This window comes from Yersinia sp. 2540 StPb PI, from assembly GCF_052217165.1.
Lineage (GTDB): Bacteria > Pseudomonadota > Gammaproteobacteria > Enterobacterales > Enterobacteriaceae > Yersinia > Yersinia enterocolitica_E.
Genome location: NZ_JAZGQC010000001.1, coordinates 265,969 through 286,577 on the forward strand (window position 1 = coordinate 265,969; position 20,609 = coordinate 286,577).

Below are 20,609 nucleotides of genomic sequence, written 5' to 3' on the forward strand. Positions count from 1 at the left end.
CTAATTACCGATAATAAGATCTATTCTTGATTGCTCTATTCTATTAAAGCTTATTATGTTTATAAAAAATCACTCCACCTGCATTTCCAGTGAAATGCCCAATTGCATTATGCATCCTTCAATAAAACTTTCAGCAACTTGTAATTGACGTCGAATCTCCCGTTCATTACATTTTTTCAATCGGGCAATAGAGGCTTTAGATTGCCCATACACATAATGTCGAAGGATAAGCTCCAGTTCTTTTTCTCGCGAGGCCCGCTGTAAATTTCCTATTGTTTTATCAATGGCTAATCCATCATTATCGCAACATGACTCTACCTGTCTATTGCTCGTCACCAATCCCTTAAACCCGCTAGCGATATGAGGATAATCCAGATGAGAGTTATCCCTAGCCCATACACCCCAACGCGTCAAAACAGTTTGGATATCACTCATTACTGCTCTCCTTTTATATTTAAATGCCTTTTCATTTATTTGATTAATATCACCCACAAAAAAGACCTCACTAATTAGCAAGGTCTATTAATTAATAATATTGAGAAATAATAGATATACCCATAATGTGTTAAACCACGATTAACACCTTACAAGATTTTTTTCGGACCGGGATAGCATTAATTTAATAAATTTCACCCCCATGAAATACATAGGCATTAAGATAGAAAAGTTAACATATCCTCATCCGAACTTAGAGCTATTTATATCATATAACCGACTCATTAATTATAGAATAATAAATCATGAAAATATAAACTGCCAGAAAGGCGGCTTATATTATTAATTAACGATATAAATTACTCTTTGAATCCAGGCTTGCCATTTTCGGCCCGCCATTTTTTAATGAATTCAAGAATACCTTCGGGGCTATTATCAACGTCTGAGTCGGGATAAAATAGCACACCATTCCCGTGAGGATGCTCAGTAAGCATTACAAAATGATGAATAAGAGCATCATGTTCCTTCTCTGAAACATCTACGGCCCAAATTTTGTTTAAAAAAGCTAAAAACTCAGATTCAGTATATTCAGTTATACTATTTTTTAATTCCATTACTCACCTCCATTCTTTGAGTGAATATTTATATGTCGTTTTGGTGTCATTACCCTTATATTTTCAATATCATAAACTGCACCATCATCACGAATAAATCTAACATGATGGAGCTCAAACTTCTCTCTTCCTCCTACCTGCTCAGTTGGTATTGGATATGGAGCGTAACCACGTTTCATTCTATTCTGGTTCAAAGGCGAGAACTGCCCAGCCAATTCAGGGTCATTCGCAACCTCCTGCCAAAACGCTTCCCTAAATCTATCAAAACTACTGAACTTTCTGCCACGTAATTTATCGGCAATTTGTGCCGGGATCGGTGCTCCCAGCTACTAAGAATCTGATGACTAAATGATATAATAAATGAGTGTTTATTTTTTTATTAACTAATTAATAACAGAAGTATAAACCGCCAGAAAGGCGGCCTATATTTTTACTTAACGATATAAGTTACTCTTTGAATCCAGGCTTGCCATTTTCGGCTCGCCATTTCTTAATGAATTTAATAACTCCCTCGGGGCTATCCTCCACTCCAGCCTCAGGATAATAAAGGATATCAGTACCATTAGGGTGTTCTGTAATTTTTACAATATGATTTACAAGTTCGTCATGCTCCTCTTCTGAAGAGAATTCACCAATAAATAATAAATTAATCAACTCTAGAAACTCATTTTCAGTATAGTCTGTTAACTCTTTTTTAAGTTCCATATTATTTCCCTCTATTTCCGGAGTGAATATTAATGTGCCGTTTCGGTGTCATGATTCTTAGGTTTTCAATATTGTAAACCTCTCCTCCGTTATTTATAAACTTAACATGATGAATTTCATATTTTTTCCTATCACCAATTTGCTCTATGGAAGGTGGGTATGGGGCTCGTTGATTTAGCATTTCGACGTAGTTAGTTTTATTAAACTGCCCAGCCAATTCAGGGTCATTCGCAACCTCCTGCCAAAACGCTTCCCTAAATCTATCAAAACTACTGAACTTCCTGCCACGTAATTTATCGGCAATCTGTGCTGGGATCGGTGCTCCCAGCCACTAATAAGCTGAGGACCAAATGATGTAATAAATAGAGTATTTATATTTAAGCGAATAATTAATAAAGTAAATATAAACCACCAGAATGAACTGGCGGCTTATATTATTAATTAACGATATATATTATTCTTTGAATCCGGGCTTGCCGTTCTCGGCCCGCCATTTCTTGACTAATTTAAGTATTCCTTCAGGGCTATCGTCTGCGCCATCTTCTGGGTAATAAATTAAATCTGTTCCTGAAGGGTGCTCACTAACTTGTATAAAATTCTCCAAAAGAAAATCTAATTCATCCTCTGAACCTTCATCTGAAATTATTATTGAGATCAGTTCAATGAATTCAGATTCCGTATATTCTTCTAGCTTATATTTTAATTTCATTTCATTCGCCCTTCTTTGAGTGAATCTCTATATGTCTTTTGGGTGTTATCACATGCAAATTATCTACATTATAAACATCTCCACCATCACGAATGTGTTTTACATGGTGTATTTCAAAAGAGCGTCTTTTTCCCACAGTATCAACAAATCTAGCTCTAGGGGATCTTTCATGCTTCATTCGGGTCACATTTCTCGGGATAAACTGCCCAGCCAATTCAGGGTCATTCGCAACCTCCTGCCAAAACGCTTCCCTAAATCTATCAAAACTACTGAACTTTCTGCTACGTAATTTATCGGCAATTTGTGCCGGGATGGGTACCCCCAGCCCCTTACCCGCCTCTGCCAGTCAAACGCCTGCAACTTGCTGCCCACGACCGGTGACCACTCCCGGCTCATCCCGTGGCGTTTTAAGATAAATATACTCCGGTTCCAGCCCCGACGCTGCTGGGAACCAAATGACGTAATCGTGGAAATCAATCTCGTTCGGAGACAAAAATGTCATGCTAAGATTGGAGTGATCGAAGCTGATATCCGTTCCGGTATGCTGCGGAAAGACCGGTGCACTGGCCGGTGGCGGCGATACCGAACCGATATTCATGCCGGGTGGCCGCGTCGGGGTAAAGATAAAAGTATGTGGCGGTTGGCTGTCGGTGGTAAAAAGATATTAGGATTTCCAGCACTAAGCCCTCTCGGCACGCCCTTGACGCCATCAGTTGAGCCACGGCGGCCCTGACTCATGACATTACTGTGTCCTTTTCCCATACTTTATTTCCTTATTTAAGTTTTTATAATTAACGAGAATATTGACTGCTAAACCTATTTATCTTTTTCACCTCCTTAACATTATTTAAATGTCATTATTTTTATTCTTTAGTTTTGCCAGCCCCACAAATAAAAACACCCTGCTAATTAGCGAGGTGCGTCATTACCTTCATAAGAATATTATGATTAATAGAGTTTAATACTGAGTTTATCTGCGATGTGTTAAACCACGATTAACACCTTACAAGATTTTTTTTCGGGCCGGGATAGCATTAATTTAATAAATTTTACCCCCATGAAATACATAGGTATTAAGATAGAAAAGTTAACATTTCCTCATCCGAACTTAGAACTATTTATATCATATAACCGACTCATTAATTACAGAATTATAAATCATGAAAATATAAACTGCCAGAAAGGCGGCTTATATTATCACTTTAGAAACTAAGTGGGCCAATAGCTAAATTTTTGATATGGCTATTTTAATTTCTTCCAACAACTGGTTAAGGTTAAACCCTAAAGTACTAGAGTAAATGGGATTCTCCCAGTCATCACGTCTAATAGACATAACTTTAAAATAACCACTCTCGTCAAAAGAAGGATACCAACCAACATCAACAATAGAGCCATTTAGATATTTTATCTGTAGTAGATCCTCATCAAGAAGGTCAATAACATCCGACAACCCATCATCTTTTTGAATAGAATGCAGATCATTATATATATATTCAGCATTACTTATATATAATATGTCACCAAATAATTTTAATTCTTTGTTCATTTTATTAATCTCCTAGATTCGGTTTCACCAATTGGATGAGAGTGAATAACACCCCCCGATTCTTTAGTTACTACCCAGCAAGTTTCCTTTCCTTTATATGCACCTTGAACATCTCTAAATTCCTTAACTTTCCAAGATTGACCATTAGTTACTGAAATCCCTGTCAACCAAACTTCTTGATCAACTTCAGGGATATTAACACCTTGTTTGAATTTTGCCGGACCTGATTTAGTCGAGTTAACAATATCGTCCCACTTCATATTCTTAGGTGGGTAATGTTTGATACCATGAGGATATGACCCTTTAGATGTACTTAGATAAACATACACCGGTTCCAGCCCCGACTCTGCTGGGAACCAAATGATGTAATCGTGGAAATCCATCTCCTCATGTGCAAGGAACGTCAGTGCTCGCTTTGTCGCCAGAAAAGTGATATCGGTTCCAGTATGCTGCGGGAAGACCGGCGCACTGGCAGGTTGTGGTAATACCGAGCTGATATCCATGCCGGGCGGTTGTGCTGGAGTAAAAGTAAAGGTGCTTGGCGGCTGGTTGTCGGTGGTAGAAGTATATTAGGATTTCCAGCACTAAGCCCTCTCGGCACGCCCTTGACGCCATCAGTTGAGCCACGGTGGCCCTGACCCATGATATTACTGTGTCCTTTTCCCATACTTTATTTCCTTATTTAAGTTTTTATAATTAACGAGAATATTGACTGCTAAACCTATTTATCTTTTTCACCTCCTTAACATTATTTAAATGTCATGAGTTTTATTCTTTAGCTTTGCCAGACCCACAAATAAAAACACCCCGCTAATTAGCGAGGTGCGTCATTACCTTCATAAGAATATTATGATTAATAGAGTTTAATACTGAGTTTGTCTGCGGTGTGTTAAACCACGATTAACACCGTACAAGATTTTTTTCGGGCCGGGATAGCATTAATTTAATAAATTTTCGTCTGCAAGATATGGCTTAAATTTGAGATAAAAAAAGCCGCTGCCATTATTTAATGGCAGCGGCCTGTTTCACCCAGAGTTAAACGCCGCTAATAACGCAGCGGGTCAAAGACAAAAGGGACTTAGCCCGCAACTGCGATACGTTTCATATCGGTCATATAGCCACGCAGTTTGTGGCCTACGGCTTCAATTGGGTGGTTACGAATGGCTTCATTCACATCACGCAGTTGCGCGTTATCAACCGCAGTACCGGCAACGCTCTTACCCAAATCCCCTGCTTGCAGTGAATCCATGAATTTGCCTTTCAGCAACGGAACCGCCGCGTTCGCGAACAGGTAGTTACCGTATTCAGCCGTATCAGAAATAACCACGTTCATTTCATACAAGCGCTTACGAGCGATGGTATTGGCGATCAATGGTAACTCATGCAGTGATTCATAATATGCAGACTCTTCGATGATACCGGAGTCAACCATAGTTTCGAATGCCAGCTCAACGCCCGCTTTCACCATGGCAATCATCAATACACCGTGGTCAAAGTATTCTTGTTCGGAGATTTTACCTTCAAACTGTGGCGCATTCTCGAATGCTGTTCTGCCGGTCTCTTCACGCCAGTTCAGCAATTTAACATCGTCTTGCGCCCAGTCAGCCATCATGCCGCTAGAGAAAGCACCAGAAATGATGTCATCCATATGCTTTTGGAACAGCGGAGCCATGATTTCTTTCAACTGTTCAGACAGCGCATAAGCACGCAGTTTAGCCGGATTGGACAGACGGTCCATCATCAGCGTAATCCCGCCTTGTTTCAGCGCTTCGGTAATGGTTTCCCAACCGAACTGAATCAGTTTCTCAGCATAAGCCGCGTCAGTACCTTCAGAAACCAGCTTATCGAAACACAGCAATGAACCGGCCTGCAACATACCACACAGGATAGTCTGCTCACCCATCAGGTCAGATTTTACTTCCGCAACGAAAGAGGACTCCAACACACCCGCGCGATGGCCACCGGTTGCTGCCGCCCAAGCCTTGGCAATCGCCATGCCTTCGCCTTTAGGATCGTTTTCCGGGTGAACCGCGATCAGCGTCGGCACACCAAAACCACGTTTGTATTCTTCACGAACTTCAGTGCCAGGGCATTTCGGCGCTACCATCACCACAGTGATGTCTTTACGAACTTGCTCACCCACTTCAACGATATTGAAGCCATGAGAGTAACCCAGTGCTGCACCATCTTTCATCAGTGGCTGAACTGCCTGAACCACTGCGGTGTGCTGTTTGTCTGGTGTCAGGTTAACCACCAAATCAGCCTGTGGGATCAACTCTTCGTAAGTACCTACTTTGAAGCCATTTTCAGTCGCTTTACGCCATGAAGCACGCTTCTCAGCAATCGCTTCTTTACGCAGAGCGTAAGCCACGTCCAGGCCAGAGTCACGCATGTTCAAGCCTTGGTTCAAGCCTTGTGCGCCACAGCCGACGATCACCACTTTTTTACCTTTCAGGTAGCTTGCTTCATCGGCAAATTCGTCACGTGCCATAAAGCGACACTTACCTAATTGCGCCAACTGCTGACGCAGGTTCAATGTGTTGAAATAGTTAGCCATGGTATTACTCCGTTCGGGTTCTGTTTTGTGGGTGCAGCTATTTATTTTGGTTACTGCAAACGAATATTGTGTTTGTGTAGCTAATGTTGTGTGTTGCTGTTTTTCACATCCCCTGTCTGGGCCGGGGATTATCTTGGATTCACTATATGACAGGAAACACATTGCTGAAATTGATATATTAACAATGTGACGTTGCAAATTCTGCAATACAGTTTATTTCTTATGCAATACAATAGCTCTTCTCACCTAAGAGGCTGTCTGTTATGGATTTACGTGACCTGAAATTGTTTCTGCATTTGGCTGAAAGCCGCCACTTTGGCCGCACGGCTAAAGCGACACACGTCAGTCCATCCACCCTGTCGCGCCAGATCCAGCGGCTGGAAGAGACGCTCGGACAGCCCCTGTTTTTACGTGACAACCGCACGGTGCAACTGACCGATGCCGGTACACAGCTCAAGGCTTTTGCTCAACAGACATTGCTACAGTACCAGCAACTGCGCCATGCACTAGGCCAGCATGGGCCATCGCTCAGTGGTGAACTGCGGCTATTTTGTTCGGTCACCGCCGCTTATAGCCATTTGCCCCCCATTCTGGATCGCTTTCGCGCACGCCATCCGTTGGTTGAAATCAAACTCACTACCGGTGATGCCGCCGATGCGGTGGATAAAGTGCAATCGAATGAGGCTGATCTCGGTATTGCGGGTCGCCCTGAAGTGCTCCCCACCAGCATTGCCTTTACCCAGATTGGCGAGATTCCACTGGTTCTGATTGCACCAGCACTGCCTTGCGCAGTGCGTTCACAGGTTTCGGTGGAACAGCCCGATTGGGCCACGGTCCCCTTTATTTTGCCTGAGCATGGCCCATCACGAAAACGCATTGATTTGTGGTTCCGCCGTCAACGCATCAGTAACCCATTGATTTATGCTACGGTTTCCGGCCATGAGGCGATTGTATCAATGGTAGCATTGGGCTGCGGTGTGGCACTGATCCCATCGGTAGTGGTGGATAACAGCCCGGAACCGGTGCGCAACCGCATTTCCTTGCTGGATGATATCTCGTTGGTCGAGCCATTTGAACTGGGGGTTTGTGTACCCAAAAAACGGCTCAATGAGCCGTTAATCGAAGCATTTTGGGGGCTGCTGTAGTTTACAATCGAGAAGAGTAATTCATGACGGGAACAAGATTCCTCGGCCCCAGAGTTAAAGGATTACCCATAGTCGCCTCCACAGGAGCAGGAGCGCTCTCTTTGGTAAGGAAACTGTTTATCTCATTTGCCAGTTGGCAGACATCGCTTTGCAAATTGTTGGTACTGTTTACGTTGGGATCGGGATTAATCACGCTATAAATGGTTCCACCAGCAGCATCAAATATCTGTTCAGCGCGGCGAGTTATATTATTTTTAGCATCGAAGCTTTGTTCTATTACCGAGGTTTCTCCCAATTGAACCGCCTTTTTAACCGAATCATAGCTAAAGCTTTCAACGACCCTATTAGTCATATTACTCTTCAAATCAAAGTGCTCGATAGCCTGATTCATCGTATTGGTAGCTGCATCAAAGGTTTTCACTTCAACCATCTTATTGCTTGCAGCATCAATGTGTTCTTTTGTTACAATTAGCCTAATGATCTCCCCTTTGCGACGCGTTGTTTCAATTGTTGTCGCCCCATCGGGCATTGAATAAGACTGAATTGCGTTTTGCAGGGGATTAAAACGACTACTTAGCGGTGTAGGGGGTATGTAGTCAGGTGCCGATGGCTTAATTGATGCCTTAATCAAGGCTAATGTTTCACTCATATAAAAACTCCATATATTATTCAAACCATGAAAAAAAATAAACATTCAACCATGTGGTAATTAATTGCGATATTATTCATCTCAATTAATAAATCCACAGATGATATTACGCTGCACTAATACTGAATTTCATTTGGAATGCTTATTTTTGAGAATATATAAGAAGATTAAATATAACTAAGTAGAAATAAAAAACTCAGCACTTATTAGCCCTGAGTTTTATTGTTATTGATAGGTATTCACCGCCACTTCATCCAGCCAAAACTTAACCCGCCAAAAAGAACTTAAACGCCGGGTTGTTGGTTTCATCATGGCAATCATAGCCCAAAGCGGCCAGGTGCTCTTCAAATTGCGGCTCAGAATCTGACAACTCAAACCCTGCCAATACCCGGCCAAAATCAGTGCCATGGCTACGATAGTGGAACAAAGAGATATTCCAGTGCGTACCTAATGTATGCAAGAACTTCAGCAATGCGCCCGGTGATTCAGGGAATTCAAAGCTGTACAGCCGCTCACGCAATGGTTTGGAAGGTCGGCCACCCACCATATAACGCACATGCAGTTTGGCCATCTCGTCGTCAGATAGGTCCACCACCTGATAATCTTTTGCCTGTAGCTCAGCCAATATCTCTGCCCGCTCGGCATAGCCGCGCGTCAAACGTACCCCTACGAAAATGCAGGCATTATCGGCATCCGCATAACGGTAGTTGAATTCAGTGACCGAACGCCCCCCCAGCAACTCGCAGAAACGCAGAAAACTGCCTTTTTTCTCGGGGATAGTCACGGCCAGCAAAGCTTCGCGCTGCTCGCCCAGCTCACAACGTTCTGACACATAGCGCAGACCGTGGAAGTTCACGTTAGCCCCGGACAGCACATGGGCCAGACGTTCGCCTTTGATATTATGCTGCTGGACATACTTTTTCAGGCCCGCCAGCGCCAAAGCACCAGAAGGTTCGGCGATGGCACGCACATCTTCAAATAAATCTTTTACTGCCGCACAGATAGCATCACTGTCGACGGTGATCACCTCGTCCAAATACTCCTGGCACAGGCGGAATGGCTCATCGCCAATACGTTTGACGGCGACACCCTCGGCAAATAACCCAACACGGGCCAGGTCAACCGGCTTGCCCGCATCCAGTGCGGCGCGTAAACAAGCTGAGTCTTCCGCTTCAACCCCGATCACTTTAATCTGTGGCATCAGTTGCTTGATAAGCACCGCCACACCGGCCACCAGCCCACCGCCACCGACCGGGACAAAAACCCGATCAAGGTGTGCGTCTTGCTGGAGTAACTCCATCGCCAGCGTCCCCTGCCCGGCGATAACGGCCGGATGGTCAAACGGCGGAATAAAGGTATAACCCTGCTGCTGGGATAACTCGATAGCTTTGCCTTTGGCTTCATCGAAATTGGCACCGAACAGCAGCACCTCACCACCAAAACCGCGCACGGCATCCACTTTGATGTCAGCGGTTGCTACCGGCATCACGATAAGTGCCTTGATACCCAGCTTACTGGCTGAGAGCGCGACACCTTGCGCATGATTACCGGCAGAGGCTGTTATCACACCACAGGCTTTCTGCTCTTCTGTCAGACCCGCCAGCATCGCATAAGCACCACGCAGCTTAAAACTGTGCACTGGCTGGCGGTCTTCACGTTTAACCAAAATGGTATTAGCCAGGCGGGAAGAGATTTTTTCCATCACTTGCAACGGGGTGACTTGTGCCACCTCATACACCGGCGCGCGCAATATCGCCCGCAGATATTCTGCCCCGCAAGGGGCAGCAGATAAGGGTTGTGATACCGCCATGGGTATTAGCCTCCCAGCTTACTTTTGTCGCGCACAGCACCTTTGTCGGCGCTGGTTGCCAGCAGAGCATAAGCGCGCAGTGCATAAGAAACCTGACGTTCGCGGGCTTTAGGCGACCAGGCAGCATCGCCACGGGCTTCTTCAGTTTCACGACGAGCGGTCAGCTCAGATTCGCTCACATCCAACACAATGCCACGGTTCGGGATATCGATATCAATGAAATCGCCATCCTGCACCAGACCAATCAGGCCGCCACTGGCCGCTTCTGGTGAAACATGACCAATCGACAAACCAGACGTCCCGCCGGAGAAACGGCCATCAGTCAGCAAAGCACAGCTCTTGCCTAATCCCATGGATTTCAAATAGGTGGTCGGATAGAGCATTTCCTGCATCCCCGGCCCGCCTTTTGGCCCTTCGTAACGGATAACGACCACGTCACCCGCCACAACTTTACCGCCGAGAATCGCTGCTACCGCATCATCCTGACTCTCATACACTTTTGCCGGGCCACGGAAGGTCAGGCTCTCTTTATCCACACCGGCGGTTTTAACAATACAACCGTTCGCGGCGATATTGCCGTACAGCACAGCTAAACCGCCGTCTTGGCTGTAAGCATGTTCGCGAGTACGGATACAACCCTCTTCACGGTCAGTATCCAGTGATGGGAAGCGGCAATCCTGCGAGAAGGCTTTAGTGGTACGAATACCCGCCGGGCCTGCGGCGTACATCTGCTTGACCCCTTCGTCACCGGTCAGCATCACGTCATAGGTTTCCAGCGTATCGGTCAGATTCAGCCCCAACACATTACGCACCTCGCGGTTAAGCAAGCCAGCCCTGTCCAGTTCGCCTAAAATACCCATAACCCCCCCCGCACGGTGCACGTCTTCCATATGATATTTCTGCGTGCTCGGCGCAACTTTACACAAATGAGGCACCTGGCGAGATAAACGGTCGATATCGCTAATATCGAAATCAACCTCCCCTTCCTGTGCTGCGGCCAGTAAGTGCAGTACGGTGTTGGTCGAGCCACCCATCGCGATATCCAGCGTCATGGCGTTTTCAAATGCGGCTTTGTTCGCGATGCTGCGCGGCAAGGCACTAACATCATCCTGTTCGTAATAACGTTTAGTCAGCTCAACAATGTGCTTACCAGCATCGAGGAACAGTTGTTTACGATCAGCATGGGTCGCCAACAGTGAACCGTTACCTGGCAGCGCCAGACCCAGCGCCTCATTCAAGCAGTTCATCGAGTTGGCAGTAAACATCCCCGAGCAGGAACCACAGGTCGGGCAGGCAGAGCGTTCAATCTGCTCACTGTCGGCATCACTGACATTCGGGTTTGCGCCCTGGATCATGGCATCCACCAGATCCAGTTTGATGATTTTATCGGACAGCTTGGTTTTACCCGCTTCCATCGGGCCGCCGGACACAAAGATCACCGGAATATTCAAACGCAGAGACGCCATCAGCATCCCTGGGGTAATTTTGTCGCAGTTAGAGATACACACCATGGCATCCGCGCAATGGGCGTTAACCATGTATTCTACGGAGTCGGCAATCAATTCACGTGAAGGCAGTGAATAGAGCATGCCGCCGTGGCCCATCGCGATCCCATCATCCACCGCAATAGTGTTGAACTCTTTAGCCACGCCGCCAGACGCTTCAATTTGCTCCGCTACCAGCTTGCCTAAGTCGCGCAAATGAACGTGGCCCGGTACAAACTGGGTAAATGAGTTAACCACTGCAATAATCGGTTTGCCGAAGTCATCATCGGTCATACCGGTAGCGCGCCACAGTGCACGAGCGCCGGCCATATTGCGGCCATGAGTGGTGGTATGGGAACGGTACTTAGGCATTGTCTCTTCACTCCAATGTATTCTGTGTTGCAGGTGGCGAACGAACCACCTGCTGATTCTGTCTGTCAGTTTTTATTGATTATTGATTGGATCCAGCCAACCGTACTTATCTTCAGTTTCACCGGTGAACAGGCCAAAGAACGCTTGTTGGATCTTGGTGGTAACCGGGCCACGTTTACCAATACCGACCTGAATACCATCTACGCTGCGTACCGGGGTAATTTCTGCCGCAGTACCGGACATAAAGACTTCATCCGCCAAATAGAGAGATTCACGTGACAACACTTGCTCACGCACTTCCAGACCCATATCTTTCGCCAGTTTGATAATCGCATCACGAGTGATACCCGGCAGGGCTGAAGAGGTAAACGGCGGCGTGAACAGGATGCCATCTTTTACTTCAAACAGGTTTTCACCCGCACCTTCAGACAAGAAGCCATGAATATCCAGCGCAATCCCTTCCTGATAGCCGTGACGGCGTGCTTCGCTGCCCACCAGCAAGGAAGACAGGTAGTTACCACCGGCTTTCGCCGCAGTTGGAATGGTATTGGGTGCCACACGGTTCCATGAGGACACCATGGCATCAATGCCTTGCTCCAATGCTTCCGCACCCAGATAAGCACCCCATGGGAACGCGGCGATTATCACATCTGTTTTATAGCCATCTGGCGGGTTCACACCCATGCCGACATCACCAATAAACACTAACGGGCGGATATACGCGCTGGTCAGATTGTTTTTACGCAATGTCGCACGGCAGGCTTCCATCAGCTCATCAACCGACTGGGAAACCGGCATACGATAAATTTTAGCTGAGTCATGTAAACGCTGCATATGTTCGCGGTGACGGAAAACTACCGGACCTTTGTGGGAGTCGTAGCAACGGACACCTTCGAAGACTGACGTGCCGTAGTGTAACGCGTGAGACATCACGTGAACTTTAGCCTCTGCCCACGGAACCATGTCACCGTTAAACCAAATAAAATCAGCTTTCTTCGTCATTCTTTTCTTTCCTTGTGGCGCATCAGGCGCGTATCTGTAATGTATTAGGTTGTAGGATCTCGACGCAGGCGACATCCATAAGCTTACTTAACTGAGAAGACAGTAAATCGACAGGTCGCCCGCTGGCAACGGTCAATTCAATATTAATATTCTCAGCATTAATCATTGGCGACATATTCATAGCACAAACCTGGAAGCCACGGTGCCGCACAACCCGCAATACACGCTCTAACATTTCAGGGCGGAAGCGGGCTTGGATAGAGATTTGATGTTGGATAGAGGATTGATGGTGCATCATGAGATTTTCTCCAGCATGGTTTCATTACCTGCGCCTGGCGGCACTAACGGCCAAACGTTTTCGAGTTCGTCGATGGAAACCTGGAGCAGATAAGGGCCTTCGCTGTTAAACAGCGCATCCAGAGCGGCGTCGACTTGGTCTTTGCGGGTGATACGTTGGCCGGGGATATTAAACGCACTGGCCAGTGTGATGAAATCGGGGTTATCAGAAAGATTGGTTTCGCTATAACGTCCATCAAAAAACAGTTGCTGCCACTGTCGAACCATACCCAATCGCTGGTTATCTAATAATACGATTTTCAGCGGTAACTGTTTTCGTTTTATCGTGCCCAACTCCTGAACATTCATCATAAACGAACCGTCACCGGAGATACAGATAACCATGTCATCAGGGCGGGCCATTTGTGCGCCAACCGCGGCCGGCACACCAAAACCCATCGTGCCCAAACCGCTGGAGGTGATGAAATTCTCAGGCCGGGTAAAGTTCATATGCTGCGCCGTCCACATCTGGTGCTGGCCCACATCGGTAGTCACTACCGCTTGCGGTGCTTTGCGCTCAGATATCTGCTTCAGTAACAACGGAGCATAAATTGCCTGGCCAGGGTGATCGTAGCGCCAGCTATGCTGGTGTTTCAATGCCATGACCTCATCACGCCACGGCTGGATATCCAACGGTTGCTGTAATGCGGGCAGCAATACTTTCAAATCGCCCTGCAACACGACATGCGCCTGACGCAATTTACCCAATTCAGCCGGGTCGATATCCATATGGATAACTTTTGCTTTTGCGGCGAATGTATTCAGCTTGCCGGTAACACGGTCATCAAACCGCGCACCAACCGCTATCAGTAAATCGCAATCCTGCACCGCAAAGTTTGCGGCTTTAGTGCCATGCATCCCCAGCATCCCCAGATAGCACGGGTGATTAGTATCCGGCGCACCTAAGCCCTTCAGAGTGGCAACCGCAGGAATACCCGTTACCTCGATAAAAGCACGTAAAGCAGGAACGGCCTGTGCCATGCCAACCCCGCCACCGACATACAACATCGGTTTTTGCGCGGTTGCCAGCATATCCCAGGCTTGTTGTAACTCGGCGGCAGAATCAACAAGATGCTCTTCAACTGGCATCAGGTGCGGAGTTAAATCACCCACAGCTAACTGAATATCCTTCGGAATATCGATTAAAACCGGTCCAGGGCGGCCACTGGTAGCAATGGCAAACGCCTCCGCCATGATACCAGGCAACGCCTCTAATGATTCAACCAGAAAACTGTGTTTAGTACAGGCAAGTGACAAGCCCAATACGTCAATCTCCTGAAAAGCATCAGTACCGATTAAAGCAGACCCCACCTGACCGGTGATAGCAATGACCGGCACAGAATCCAGCAATGCATCAGCCAAACCGGTGATCAGATTAGTGGCTCCAGGGCCAGAAGTGGCAATACACACCCCGACTTTACCGGTTGCACGGGCATAGCCAATGGCAGCAATCGCAGCACCTTGCTCATGGCGGCAGAGCAAATGCTCGACACCACCATCATACAAAGCATCGTAGACAGGCATTATTGCCCCACCCGGATAGCCGAATACCGTATCAACACCCTGCGCACGCAACGCTTGAACCACCCACTGAGCACCATTCATAGTTATTTCCCCGACCTTTTGCGGGAGGCACAGGATTTTATTCTGTTGTGCATTTTATGTTCCTCGCGTCTTTAACGTACCAATAAAAAAACCCCCGGACCTTTCGGTGCGGGGGTTCTCTTGAGATTAAGGCTTGATTTTTATGCCTTTATTCGTCCAAGTGCAGCCCAGCACGGTGGGATAATAATCACCACCACGCTAATTAGGACTAGGTTAATCACTTGGACAATCGCTTTCATAATTAGGTTGTTCATCTGTCAGTGTCGAACGAATACCTACAGAGTTATCACAGTTATTGGTTATCTGACAATATTTATTTAAATTATTATTCTGTGAGCCGCTACACGATATGACACAAATATATTATTTATCAATTAGTAATACTCATATCAGTAGTTTGGCCTTTTTTTGCGTACCGTATCGCAATTTTTAATTTTGATACTTCCCTTGCAGCGAAATTTCTCGCGAGCGTTCGCAAATCAATTCTTTTTCGCTGTACTCAAAAAAGACCTAGGGCACACTGCTGCGGCTACCTCGTATCTCAGCCCGGTCGATTAATAAAAGTCCCGGTAGCCCTAAGGACACATCACGGCAAAGGAAAGCACCATGTCACTAGCAACCATTCATACCCGCGCCACATTAGGCATTCAGGCCCCACCGGTTACAGTAGAAGTTCATATCAGCAATGGGCTCCCCGGATTGATTTTGGTCGGATTACCGGAAACCACCGTAAAAGAGGCTCGAGATAGGGTTCGGAGCGCATTAATCAACAGTGGATTCACCTTTCCGGCGAAACGTATCACCGTTAGTTTGGCACCGGCAGACTTGCCGAAAGAGGGTGGCCGCTATGATCTCCCTATCGCTTTAGCAATACTGGCAGCGTCAGAGCAGATTCCTGCGGATAAATTAACCCACTATGAGTTCTTGGGTGAGTTAGCCCTATCAGGGGCGCTAAGGCGGGTTAGCGGCGCAATTCCGGCAGCACTCGCCAGTAGCCAAGTTCAGCGGCAATTAATTCTTCCGGTCGCGAATAATCTTGAGATAGGTCTTATTCCACAAGGTAACAGCCGGGTTGCCGATCACTTGTTAGCCGTGTGCGGTTTTTTACAGGGTGAAAATACCCTTGATCAGGGCCAGCTAGTTGAATCTGCACCAGAGTGGGATAGCAGCCTCGACCTGCAAGATATCATCGGGCAGTCACAGGCTAAGCGAGCCTTAGAAATTACTGCGGCGGGGGGCCATAACCTGCTATTACTCGGGCCACCAGGAACGGGCAAAACGATGCTGGCAAATCGGTTAACTGGATTATTGCCGCCGCTGACGGATCAAGAGGCATTAGAGGCCGCGGCCATTAACGGTCTACTGCACAGTAACGCGCTACCCGCCCAATGGCGCTGCCGGGCTTTTCGCGCCCCCCACCATAGCGCCTCAATGGCGGCACTGATTGGCGGTGGTTCTATTCCACGCCCCGGTGAAATCTCATTGGCGCACAATGGTGTACTCTTCCTGGATGAATTACCCGAATTTGAACGTCGGGTGCTGGATTCACTGCGCGAGCCACTGGAATCAGGCGAAATTATCATTTCTCGTGCAGCGGCTAAAGTGTGCTTTCCTGCCAAAGTACAACTGATTGCCGCAATGAACCCCAGCCCCAGTGGCCATTATCAGGGTGTCCATAACCGTACACCGCCACAACAGATTCTGCGTTATCTGGCAAAATTGTCGGGGCCGTTTCTGGACAGGTTTGATTTGTCGATAGAGGTGCCATTGCTGCCATCAGGTATGCTGGGGGCTCAGAAACATCAAGGGGAAAGCAGTGAAACGGTTAGGCTACGAGTATTGCAGGCAAGGCAGAGGCAATTGGATCGAGCAGGGAAGATAAATTCTCAGCTTAATAGCCAAGAAATTGCCGAATATTGCTCCCTCGCTCCTGAGAATGCGGCCTTTCTGGAGCAAGTCCTGCTGACGCTGGGTTTGTCGGTACGCGCCTGGCACCATATTTTAAAAGTAGCGCGGAGCATTGCCGATCTCGCTCAGGAGAATTACATCCAAAGAAATCATCTTTCTGAAGCACTGAGCTATCGTTGTATGGACCGGCTGCTGTTGCAGTTACACAAGAGCCTGATGTAAATAGGGGAGAAAAACCCCCTATTATCAAACACCTATCTGATATCCAACGTCATTGGAATCGCAGGTAGGCAGCAAGCAAACGCATCCCGATGAACTTACTCAAGTAAGTGATTCGGGTAAGAGTGCGCCGCTAACACCCCTGCGATTTCTAGGACGAAGGATAAGAGGGGATTAATCGTCGCTATCGGTATAATCTTCCACCGCATCCATCTGCGGCTTGCCGCCTGATAGAGTATGGAAGCGTTTAGGACGACGAGTTCGGGTCACATATTTGGACCAGACTTTCTCCTCGGCACTGACGGGCTCACGTTCGCCGCGACAAACAGCAACAAACAACTGTTCTTCTTCCGTTACAGGCTGGCGTTTTCCGAGATCGAGTTCGTTGAAGGCGTAGCCATGGCGCTCTAGTAATTGCGCCTCTTTAATGGTGAAATCGCCGTGGCGCGAGAACCCGCGAGGATAATGCTTATTATCAAAAAAACGATTGGTCGTGATGAAGCTATCCGCCATCTGACACGCTCCTAATTCTCTCATGGTCGTGCTGTTTATGGCGCGGAGTATTAGATAGGCTTGACAGCGTGTAAAACAAAACATTTAAATCTTAACGACAAAAAAAATTGGAGATGGGTTTGGATACCGAATTACTGAAAACCTTTTTGGAGGTCAGTAGGACTCGCCACTTTGGTCGCGCTGCTGAATCTTTGTACTTAACACAGTCGGCGGTAAGTTTTCGTATCCGTCAGTTGGAAAATCAATTAGGTGCAAATTTATTCACTCGTCATCGCAATAATATTCGTCTGACACCTGCGGGAGAACGTTTGGTGCCTTACGCAGAAACACTAATGAGTACCTGGCAACTAGCCAAAAAAGAGGTTGCTCACTCACTACAGCATACCGAGTTGTCCATTGGTGCAACCGCCTCACTGTGGGAGGCATACCTCACTCCGTGGTTGCAACAATTATATAAACAACGAGAGGCATTGCGCCTTGAGGCGCGGATTGCACTGCGGCACTCGCTGGTGAAACAGTTGCACGAACGGCAACTGGATTTATTGATAACGACCGAACCACCTAAAATGGATGAACTGGCAAGCCAACTGTTAGGGCATTTTTCGCTGCGACTATTTTCTTTTGAGCCGATTGATTTATCGAAAGAAACTGAGCCAGACGCCGAGCATAAAAATGCAAATGAAGCACCTTATATCAAGCTTGAGTGGGGAGCTGATTTTCATCAGCAAGAGAATAGATTGCTGGAGAGCGAGCAAATGGCGGTATTAACGACCACATCGGCACATTTGACCCGGCAGCTATTAGAAACCACCGGTGGCTGTGCTTTCCTGCCCGAACACTGGCAAAAAGAATACCCTCAATTAGCCATGAACGCTGATATGCCAGCTATTGTGCGGCCACTGTATGCTGTTTGGTTGCAAAACAGTGACCAGCAAACATTGATTCGACAACTATTAAAAACACCGATGAATAACGCAGCTCAGAGCGCTATACGGGATTAAGTGGCGGCGACTGAGGGCGAGCACGCCGGTTCAGATAAAAAGCACTCATCGCCTTCTGAATCGCAATAAAGCTAAATAATAATATTCCGATGACAATTTTGGTCCACCATGAGCTAAGTGTGCCATCGAATGTGATGTAGCTCTGAATCAACCCCTGAATCAAGACACCAAACAGCGTGCCGAAAACTGTCCCGATACCACCGGTAAGTAATGTGCCACCGATAACGACTGCGGCAATGGCATCTAGCTCAACACCACTGGCTGCTAATGCATAGCCAGCAGAGGTATAGAGTGAGAAAACGATTCCCGATAGCGCGGCTAACGTGCTCGATAACATATAAATTTTAATTGTCGTTTGCCTGACAGGAACACCCATCAGTCCGGCAGAAACGCTATTACCCCCGATGGCATAAACATTATGGCCAAAGCGGGTTCGATGAGCCAACAGAATGCCAAATGCCACAACCATTAGCATGATGAAAGCTAATAATGTGAATCGGCCGCCACCAGGAACTTTCCAGGCATAGTTCGCCAGCGTGGCATAAAGTGGGTGATCAATCGGTATCGACTCTTCAGAGACGATAAAACTCATACCACGAACGAAGAACATCCCAGCCAGAGTAATAATAAACGCAGGGAGTTTCAGAGAATCAATAATCCACCCCATCAATGCACCAAACATCGCCCCCATAACTAAGACAATGGCAAAAGCATACATTGGGTGAATACCATAAGTTCCGATTAACTTAGCCAATAACACGCCGGTAAATGCAATTACCGACCCAACCGATAAATCGATGCCGCCCGATAGAATAACGAAAGTCATCCCTACGGCGACAATGCCCAGAAAAGCATTATCAGTCAGTAAATCACACCACACTCGGGTGGAGGAGAAACTGGGGAACTGACTGAGACAAAAAGCGTATCCCAGAATAAAAACGGCGATAGTAATCAGCAAAGGAATATTGCGCTTTAACATTATTTTCGCCTCGTGAAGATATGGCTAAATGAGATCATCGGTGACTGCACAATCAAGACGGCTAATACCACAATAGCTTTAAGGACCAGGTTAAACTCTGGCTGATAGCCTGAAAGTAAGATCCCTGTATTCATCCCTTGAATAATCAAAGCACCAATAACCGAAAGCAAAAGATTAAACCGCCCTCCCATTAAAGATGCACCACCAATGACTACCGCCAGAATTGCATCCAGCTCCAGCCATAAACCAGCATTGTTAGCATCGGCACCACGAATATCTGCCGTCACAATAATGCCAGCGACCGCTGCACAGATACCACAAATCACATACACGGCAATCAGCACCAAGCGAGTACTCACTCCCGCATTACGTGCTGATCGTAAGTTGATACCAACAGACTCAATGAATAGACCCAGTGCTGTTTTTCGGGTCAATAACCACACTATAATCAACATACTAAATGCGATGACTACTGACATCGGCAAATACATCAGCGTACTGCTACCCAACTTCGCCAAGCCACCCGTATCAAATGTAACAATCTGCCCCTCAGTAATCAGCTGGGCTATCCCCCGTCCTGCCACCATTAACATTAAGGTGGCCACAATCGGTTGGATTTGTAATACCGCCACTAAGAAACCGTTCCATAAACCACATAACGCGCCAACCGCAAGGGCGGCGACTAATACCGTTGGCAAAGGATATCCAGCACTGGTCAGTGTGGCCGCAGTTGCACCGGCTATTGCCATTACCGCACCAACCGACAAATCAATGCCGCCAGTAGCAATGACCAGTGTCATACCTAATGCCAGTAAAGCAACGGGAGCACCGCGATTTAGAATATCGATGACACTGCCAAACAACCGTCCATCCTGAATATGGATCGAGAAAAAGTTCGGGGCGACTAAACTATCAATCAATAAAATGACCGCCAGAGCACCAAATTGAGTGACACCTTTCGGCAAGACCCATTTAACTTTGCGCGGCCGTTGCGGCATTGACAGGCTCCTATTAACCATG

24 protein-coding genes and 1 pseudogene are annotated in these 20,609 nt (G+C 46.8%); 3 read left to right on the forward strand and 22 right to left on the reverse strand.

The window, feature by feature from the left end; translation table 11 throughout:
* Nucleotides 1-69: 69 nt before the first annotated feature.
* From V1956_RS01180 to ilvC, 12 genes and pseudogenes are all read right to left on the reverse strand, one after another.
* Nucleotides 70-435: an antiterminator Q family protein gene (locus V1956_RS01180; RefSeq protein ID WP_083161860.1), complete on the reverse strand. Its 366-nt coding sequence runs from the start codon at nt 433-435 to the stop codon at nt 70-72.
* 359 nt (nt 436-794) lie between these two features.
* On the reverse strand, nt 795-1,049 hold the full coding sequence (locus V1956_RS01185; RefSeq protein ID WP_372560093.1) for a bacteriocin immunity protein: 255 nt from the start codon (nt 1,047-1,049) through the stop codon (nt 795-797).
* Entirely contained in the window at nt 1,049-1,375 is a 327-nt protein-coding gene (locus tag V1956_RS01190) for an HNH endonuclease signature motif containing protein (RefSeq protein ID WP_372560671.1), read from the reverse strand. The genes V1956_RS01185 and V1956_RS01190 overlap by 1 nt, the downstream gene beginning before the upstream one ends.
* Nucleotides 1,376-1,496: 121 nt before the next feature.
* A complete protein-coding gene (locus V1956_RS01195; protein WP_049610279.1) occupies nt 1,497-1,754 on the reverse strand; it encodes a bacteriocin immunity protein in 258 nt (85 codons plus the stop codon).
* A 1-nt stretch (nt 1,755) separates the two neighbouring features.
* The gene (locus V1956_RS01200; protein WP_442825772.1) at nt 1,756-2,082 is read right to left on the reverse strand and encodes an HNH endonuclease signature motif containing protein; all 327 of its coding nucleotides are present in this window, start codon (nt 2,080-2,082) and stop codon (nt 1,756-1,758) included.
* A 126-nt stretch (nt 2,083-2,208) separates the two neighbouring features.
* A complete protein-coding gene (locus V1956_RS01205; RefSeq protein WP_372560094.1) occupies nt 2,209-2,463 on the reverse strand; it encodes a bacteriocin immunity protein in 255 nt (84 codons plus the stop codon).
* Between the two features lies 1 nt (nt 2,464).
* Nucleotides 2,465-2,809: an HNH endonuclease signature motif containing protein gene (locus tag V1956_RS01210; protein ID WP_372560673.1), complete on the reverse strand. Its 345-nt coding sequence runs from the start codon at nt 2,807-2,809 to the stop codon at nt 2,465-2,467.
* Nucleotides 2,810-3,088, reverse strand: coding sequence for an S-type pyocin domain-containing protein (locus V1956_RS01215; RefSeq protein ID WP_420075586.1), 279 nt, complete (start codon nt 3,086-3,088; stop codon nt 2,810-2,812).
* Nucleotides 3,058-3,225, reverse strand: a complete 168-nt coding sequence (locus tag V1956_RS01220) for a hypothetical protein (protein WP_420075585.1) — start codon at nt 3,223-3,225, stop codon at nt 3,058-3,060. The genes V1956_RS01215 and V1956_RS01220 overlap by 31 nt, the downstream gene beginning before the upstream one ends.
* Nucleotides 3,226-3,688: 463 nt before the next feature.
* Nucleotides 3,689-4,009, reverse strand: a complete 321-nt coding sequence (locus V1956_RS01225) for a hypothetical protein (protein WP_442824731.1) — start codon at nt 4,007-4,009, stop codon at nt 3,689-3,691.
* Nucleotides 4,006-4,566, reverse strand: a pseudogene (locus V1956_RS01230) (S-type pyocin domain-containing protein); the annotation flags it as partial. The pseudogene V1956_RS01230 and the gene V1956_RS01225, both read right to left, overlap by 4 nt.
* A 521-nt stretch (nt 4,567-5,087) precedes the next feature.
* Nucleotides 5,088-6,566 (reverse strand): ketol-acid reductoisomerase, encoded by a 1,479-nt coding sequence (ilvC, locus tag V1956_RS01235; protein WP_372560096.1) that lies wholly within the window; start codon nt 6,564-6,566, stop codon nt 5,088-5,090.
* A 263-nt stretch (nt 6,567-6,829) separates the two neighbouring features.
* On the opposite strand from ilvC, the gene ilvY reads away from it, so the two are divergent.
* Entirely contained in the window at nt 6,830-7,711 is an 882-nt protein-coding gene (ilvY, locus tag V1956_RS01240) for an HTH-type transcriptional activator IlvY (RefSeq protein ID WP_005190304.1), read from the forward strand.
* 1 nt (nt 7,712) lies between these two features.
* Here ilvY and V1956_RS01245 read toward each other — a convergent pair whose 3' ends face one another.
* The 7 genes from V1956_RS01245 to ilvL all read right to left on the reverse strand — a co-directional run bounded on the left by V1956_RS01245 (nt 7,713) and on the right by ilvL (nt 15,208).
* Nucleotides 7,713-8,360, reverse strand: coding sequence for a hypothetical protein (locus V1956_RS01245; RefSeq protein ID WP_442824732.1), 648 nt, complete (start codon nt 8,358-8,360; stop codon nt 7,713-7,715).
* A gap of 265 nt (nt 8,361-8,625) precedes the next feature.
* Nucleotides 8,626-10,170 (reverse strand): threonine ammonia-lyase, biosynthetic, encoded by a 1,545-nt coding sequence (gene ilvA / locus V1956_RS01250; RefSeq protein WP_442824733.1) that lies wholly within the window; start codon nt 10,168-10,170, stop codon nt 8,626-8,628.
* Between the two features lie 5 nt (nt 10,171-10,175).
* A complete protein-coding gene (gene ilvD / locus V1956_RS01255) occupies nt 10,176-12,026 on the reverse strand; it encodes a dihydroxy-acid dehydratase (protein ID WP_083161840.1) in 1,851 nt (616 codons plus the stop codon).
* Between the two features lie 72 nt (nt 12,027-12,098).
* The gene (locus V1956_RS01260; RefSeq protein ID WP_442824734.1) at nt 12,099-13,028 is read right to left on the reverse strand and encodes a branched-chain amino acid transaminase; all 930 of its coding nucleotides are present in this window, start codon (nt 13,026-13,028) and stop codon (nt 12,099-12,101) included.
* Nucleotides 13,029-13,050: 22 nt separating this feature from the next.
* Nucleotides 13,051-13,323, reverse strand: a complete 273-nt coding sequence (ilvM, locus tag V1956_RS01265; protein WP_372560674.1) for an acetolactate synthase 2 small subunit — start codon at nt 13,321-13,323, stop codon at nt 13,051-13,053.
* On the reverse strand, nt 13,323-14,969 hold the full coding sequence (gene ilvG / locus V1956_RS01270; protein ID WP_442824735.1) for an acetolactate synthase 2 catalytic subunit: 1,647 nt from the start codon (nt 14,967-14,969) through the stop codon (nt 13,323-13,325). Before ilvG ends, ilvM begins: the two co-directional genes overlap by 1 nt.
* 140 nt (nt 14,970-15,109) lie before the next feature.
* Complete coding sequence (gene ilvL, locus V1956_RS01275) at nt 15,110-15,208, reverse strand: ilv operon leader peptide (protein WP_442824736.1); 99 nt, start codon at nt 15,206-15,208, stop codon at nt 15,110-15,112.
* A 367-nt stretch (nt 15,209-15,575) separates the two neighbouring features.
* Here ilvL and V1956_RS01280 point away from each other — a divergent pair, with 367 nt between their 5' ends.
* Nucleotides 15,576-17,099, forward strand: a complete 1,524-nt coding sequence (locus V1956_RS01280) for a YifB family Mg chelatase-like AAA ATPase (RefSeq protein WP_372560099.1) — start codon at nt 15,576-15,578, stop codon at nt 17,097-17,099.
* Between the two features lie 171 nt (nt 17,100-17,270).
* On the opposite strand, the gene V1956_RS01285 is transcribed toward V1956_RS01280, so the two are convergent.
* A complete protein-coding gene (locus V1956_RS01285) occupies nt 17,271-17,609 on the reverse strand; it encodes a DUF413 domain-containing protein (protein ID WP_005190326.1) in 339 nt (112 codons plus the stop codon).
* A gap of 119 nt (nt 17,610-17,728) precedes the next feature.
* On the opposite strand from V1956_RS01285, the gene hdfR reads away from it, so the two are divergent.
* Nucleotides 17,729-18,610 carry an HTH-type transcriptional regulator HdfR gene (gene hdfR, locus V1956_RS01290; protein WP_372560100.1) on the forward strand — a complete coding sequence of 294 codons (882 nt, stop codon included), beginning with the start codon at nt 17,729-17,731 and terminating at the stop codon, nt 18,608-18,610.
* On the opposite strand, the gene yjfF is transcribed toward hdfR, so the two are convergent.
* Nucleotides 18,597-19,589 carry a galactofuranose ABC transporter, permease protein YjfF gene (yjfF, locus tag V1956_RS01295; RefSeq protein WP_083161832.1) on the reverse strand — a complete coding sequence of 331 codons (993 nt, stop codon included), beginning with the start codon at nt 19,587-19,589 and terminating at the stop codon, nt 18,597-18,599. The genes hdfR and yjfF overlap by 14 nt on opposite strands.
* Nucleotides 19,589-20,608, reverse strand: coding sequence for a galactofuranose ABC transporter, ATP-binding protein YtfT (gene ytfT, locus V1956_RS01300; protein ID WP_442824737.1), 1,020 nt, complete (start codon nt 20,606-20,608; stop codon nt 19,589-19,591). The genes yjfF and ytfT overlap by 1 nt, the downstream gene beginning before the upstream one ends.
* Between the last annotated feature and the right edge of the window lies 1 nt (nt 20,609).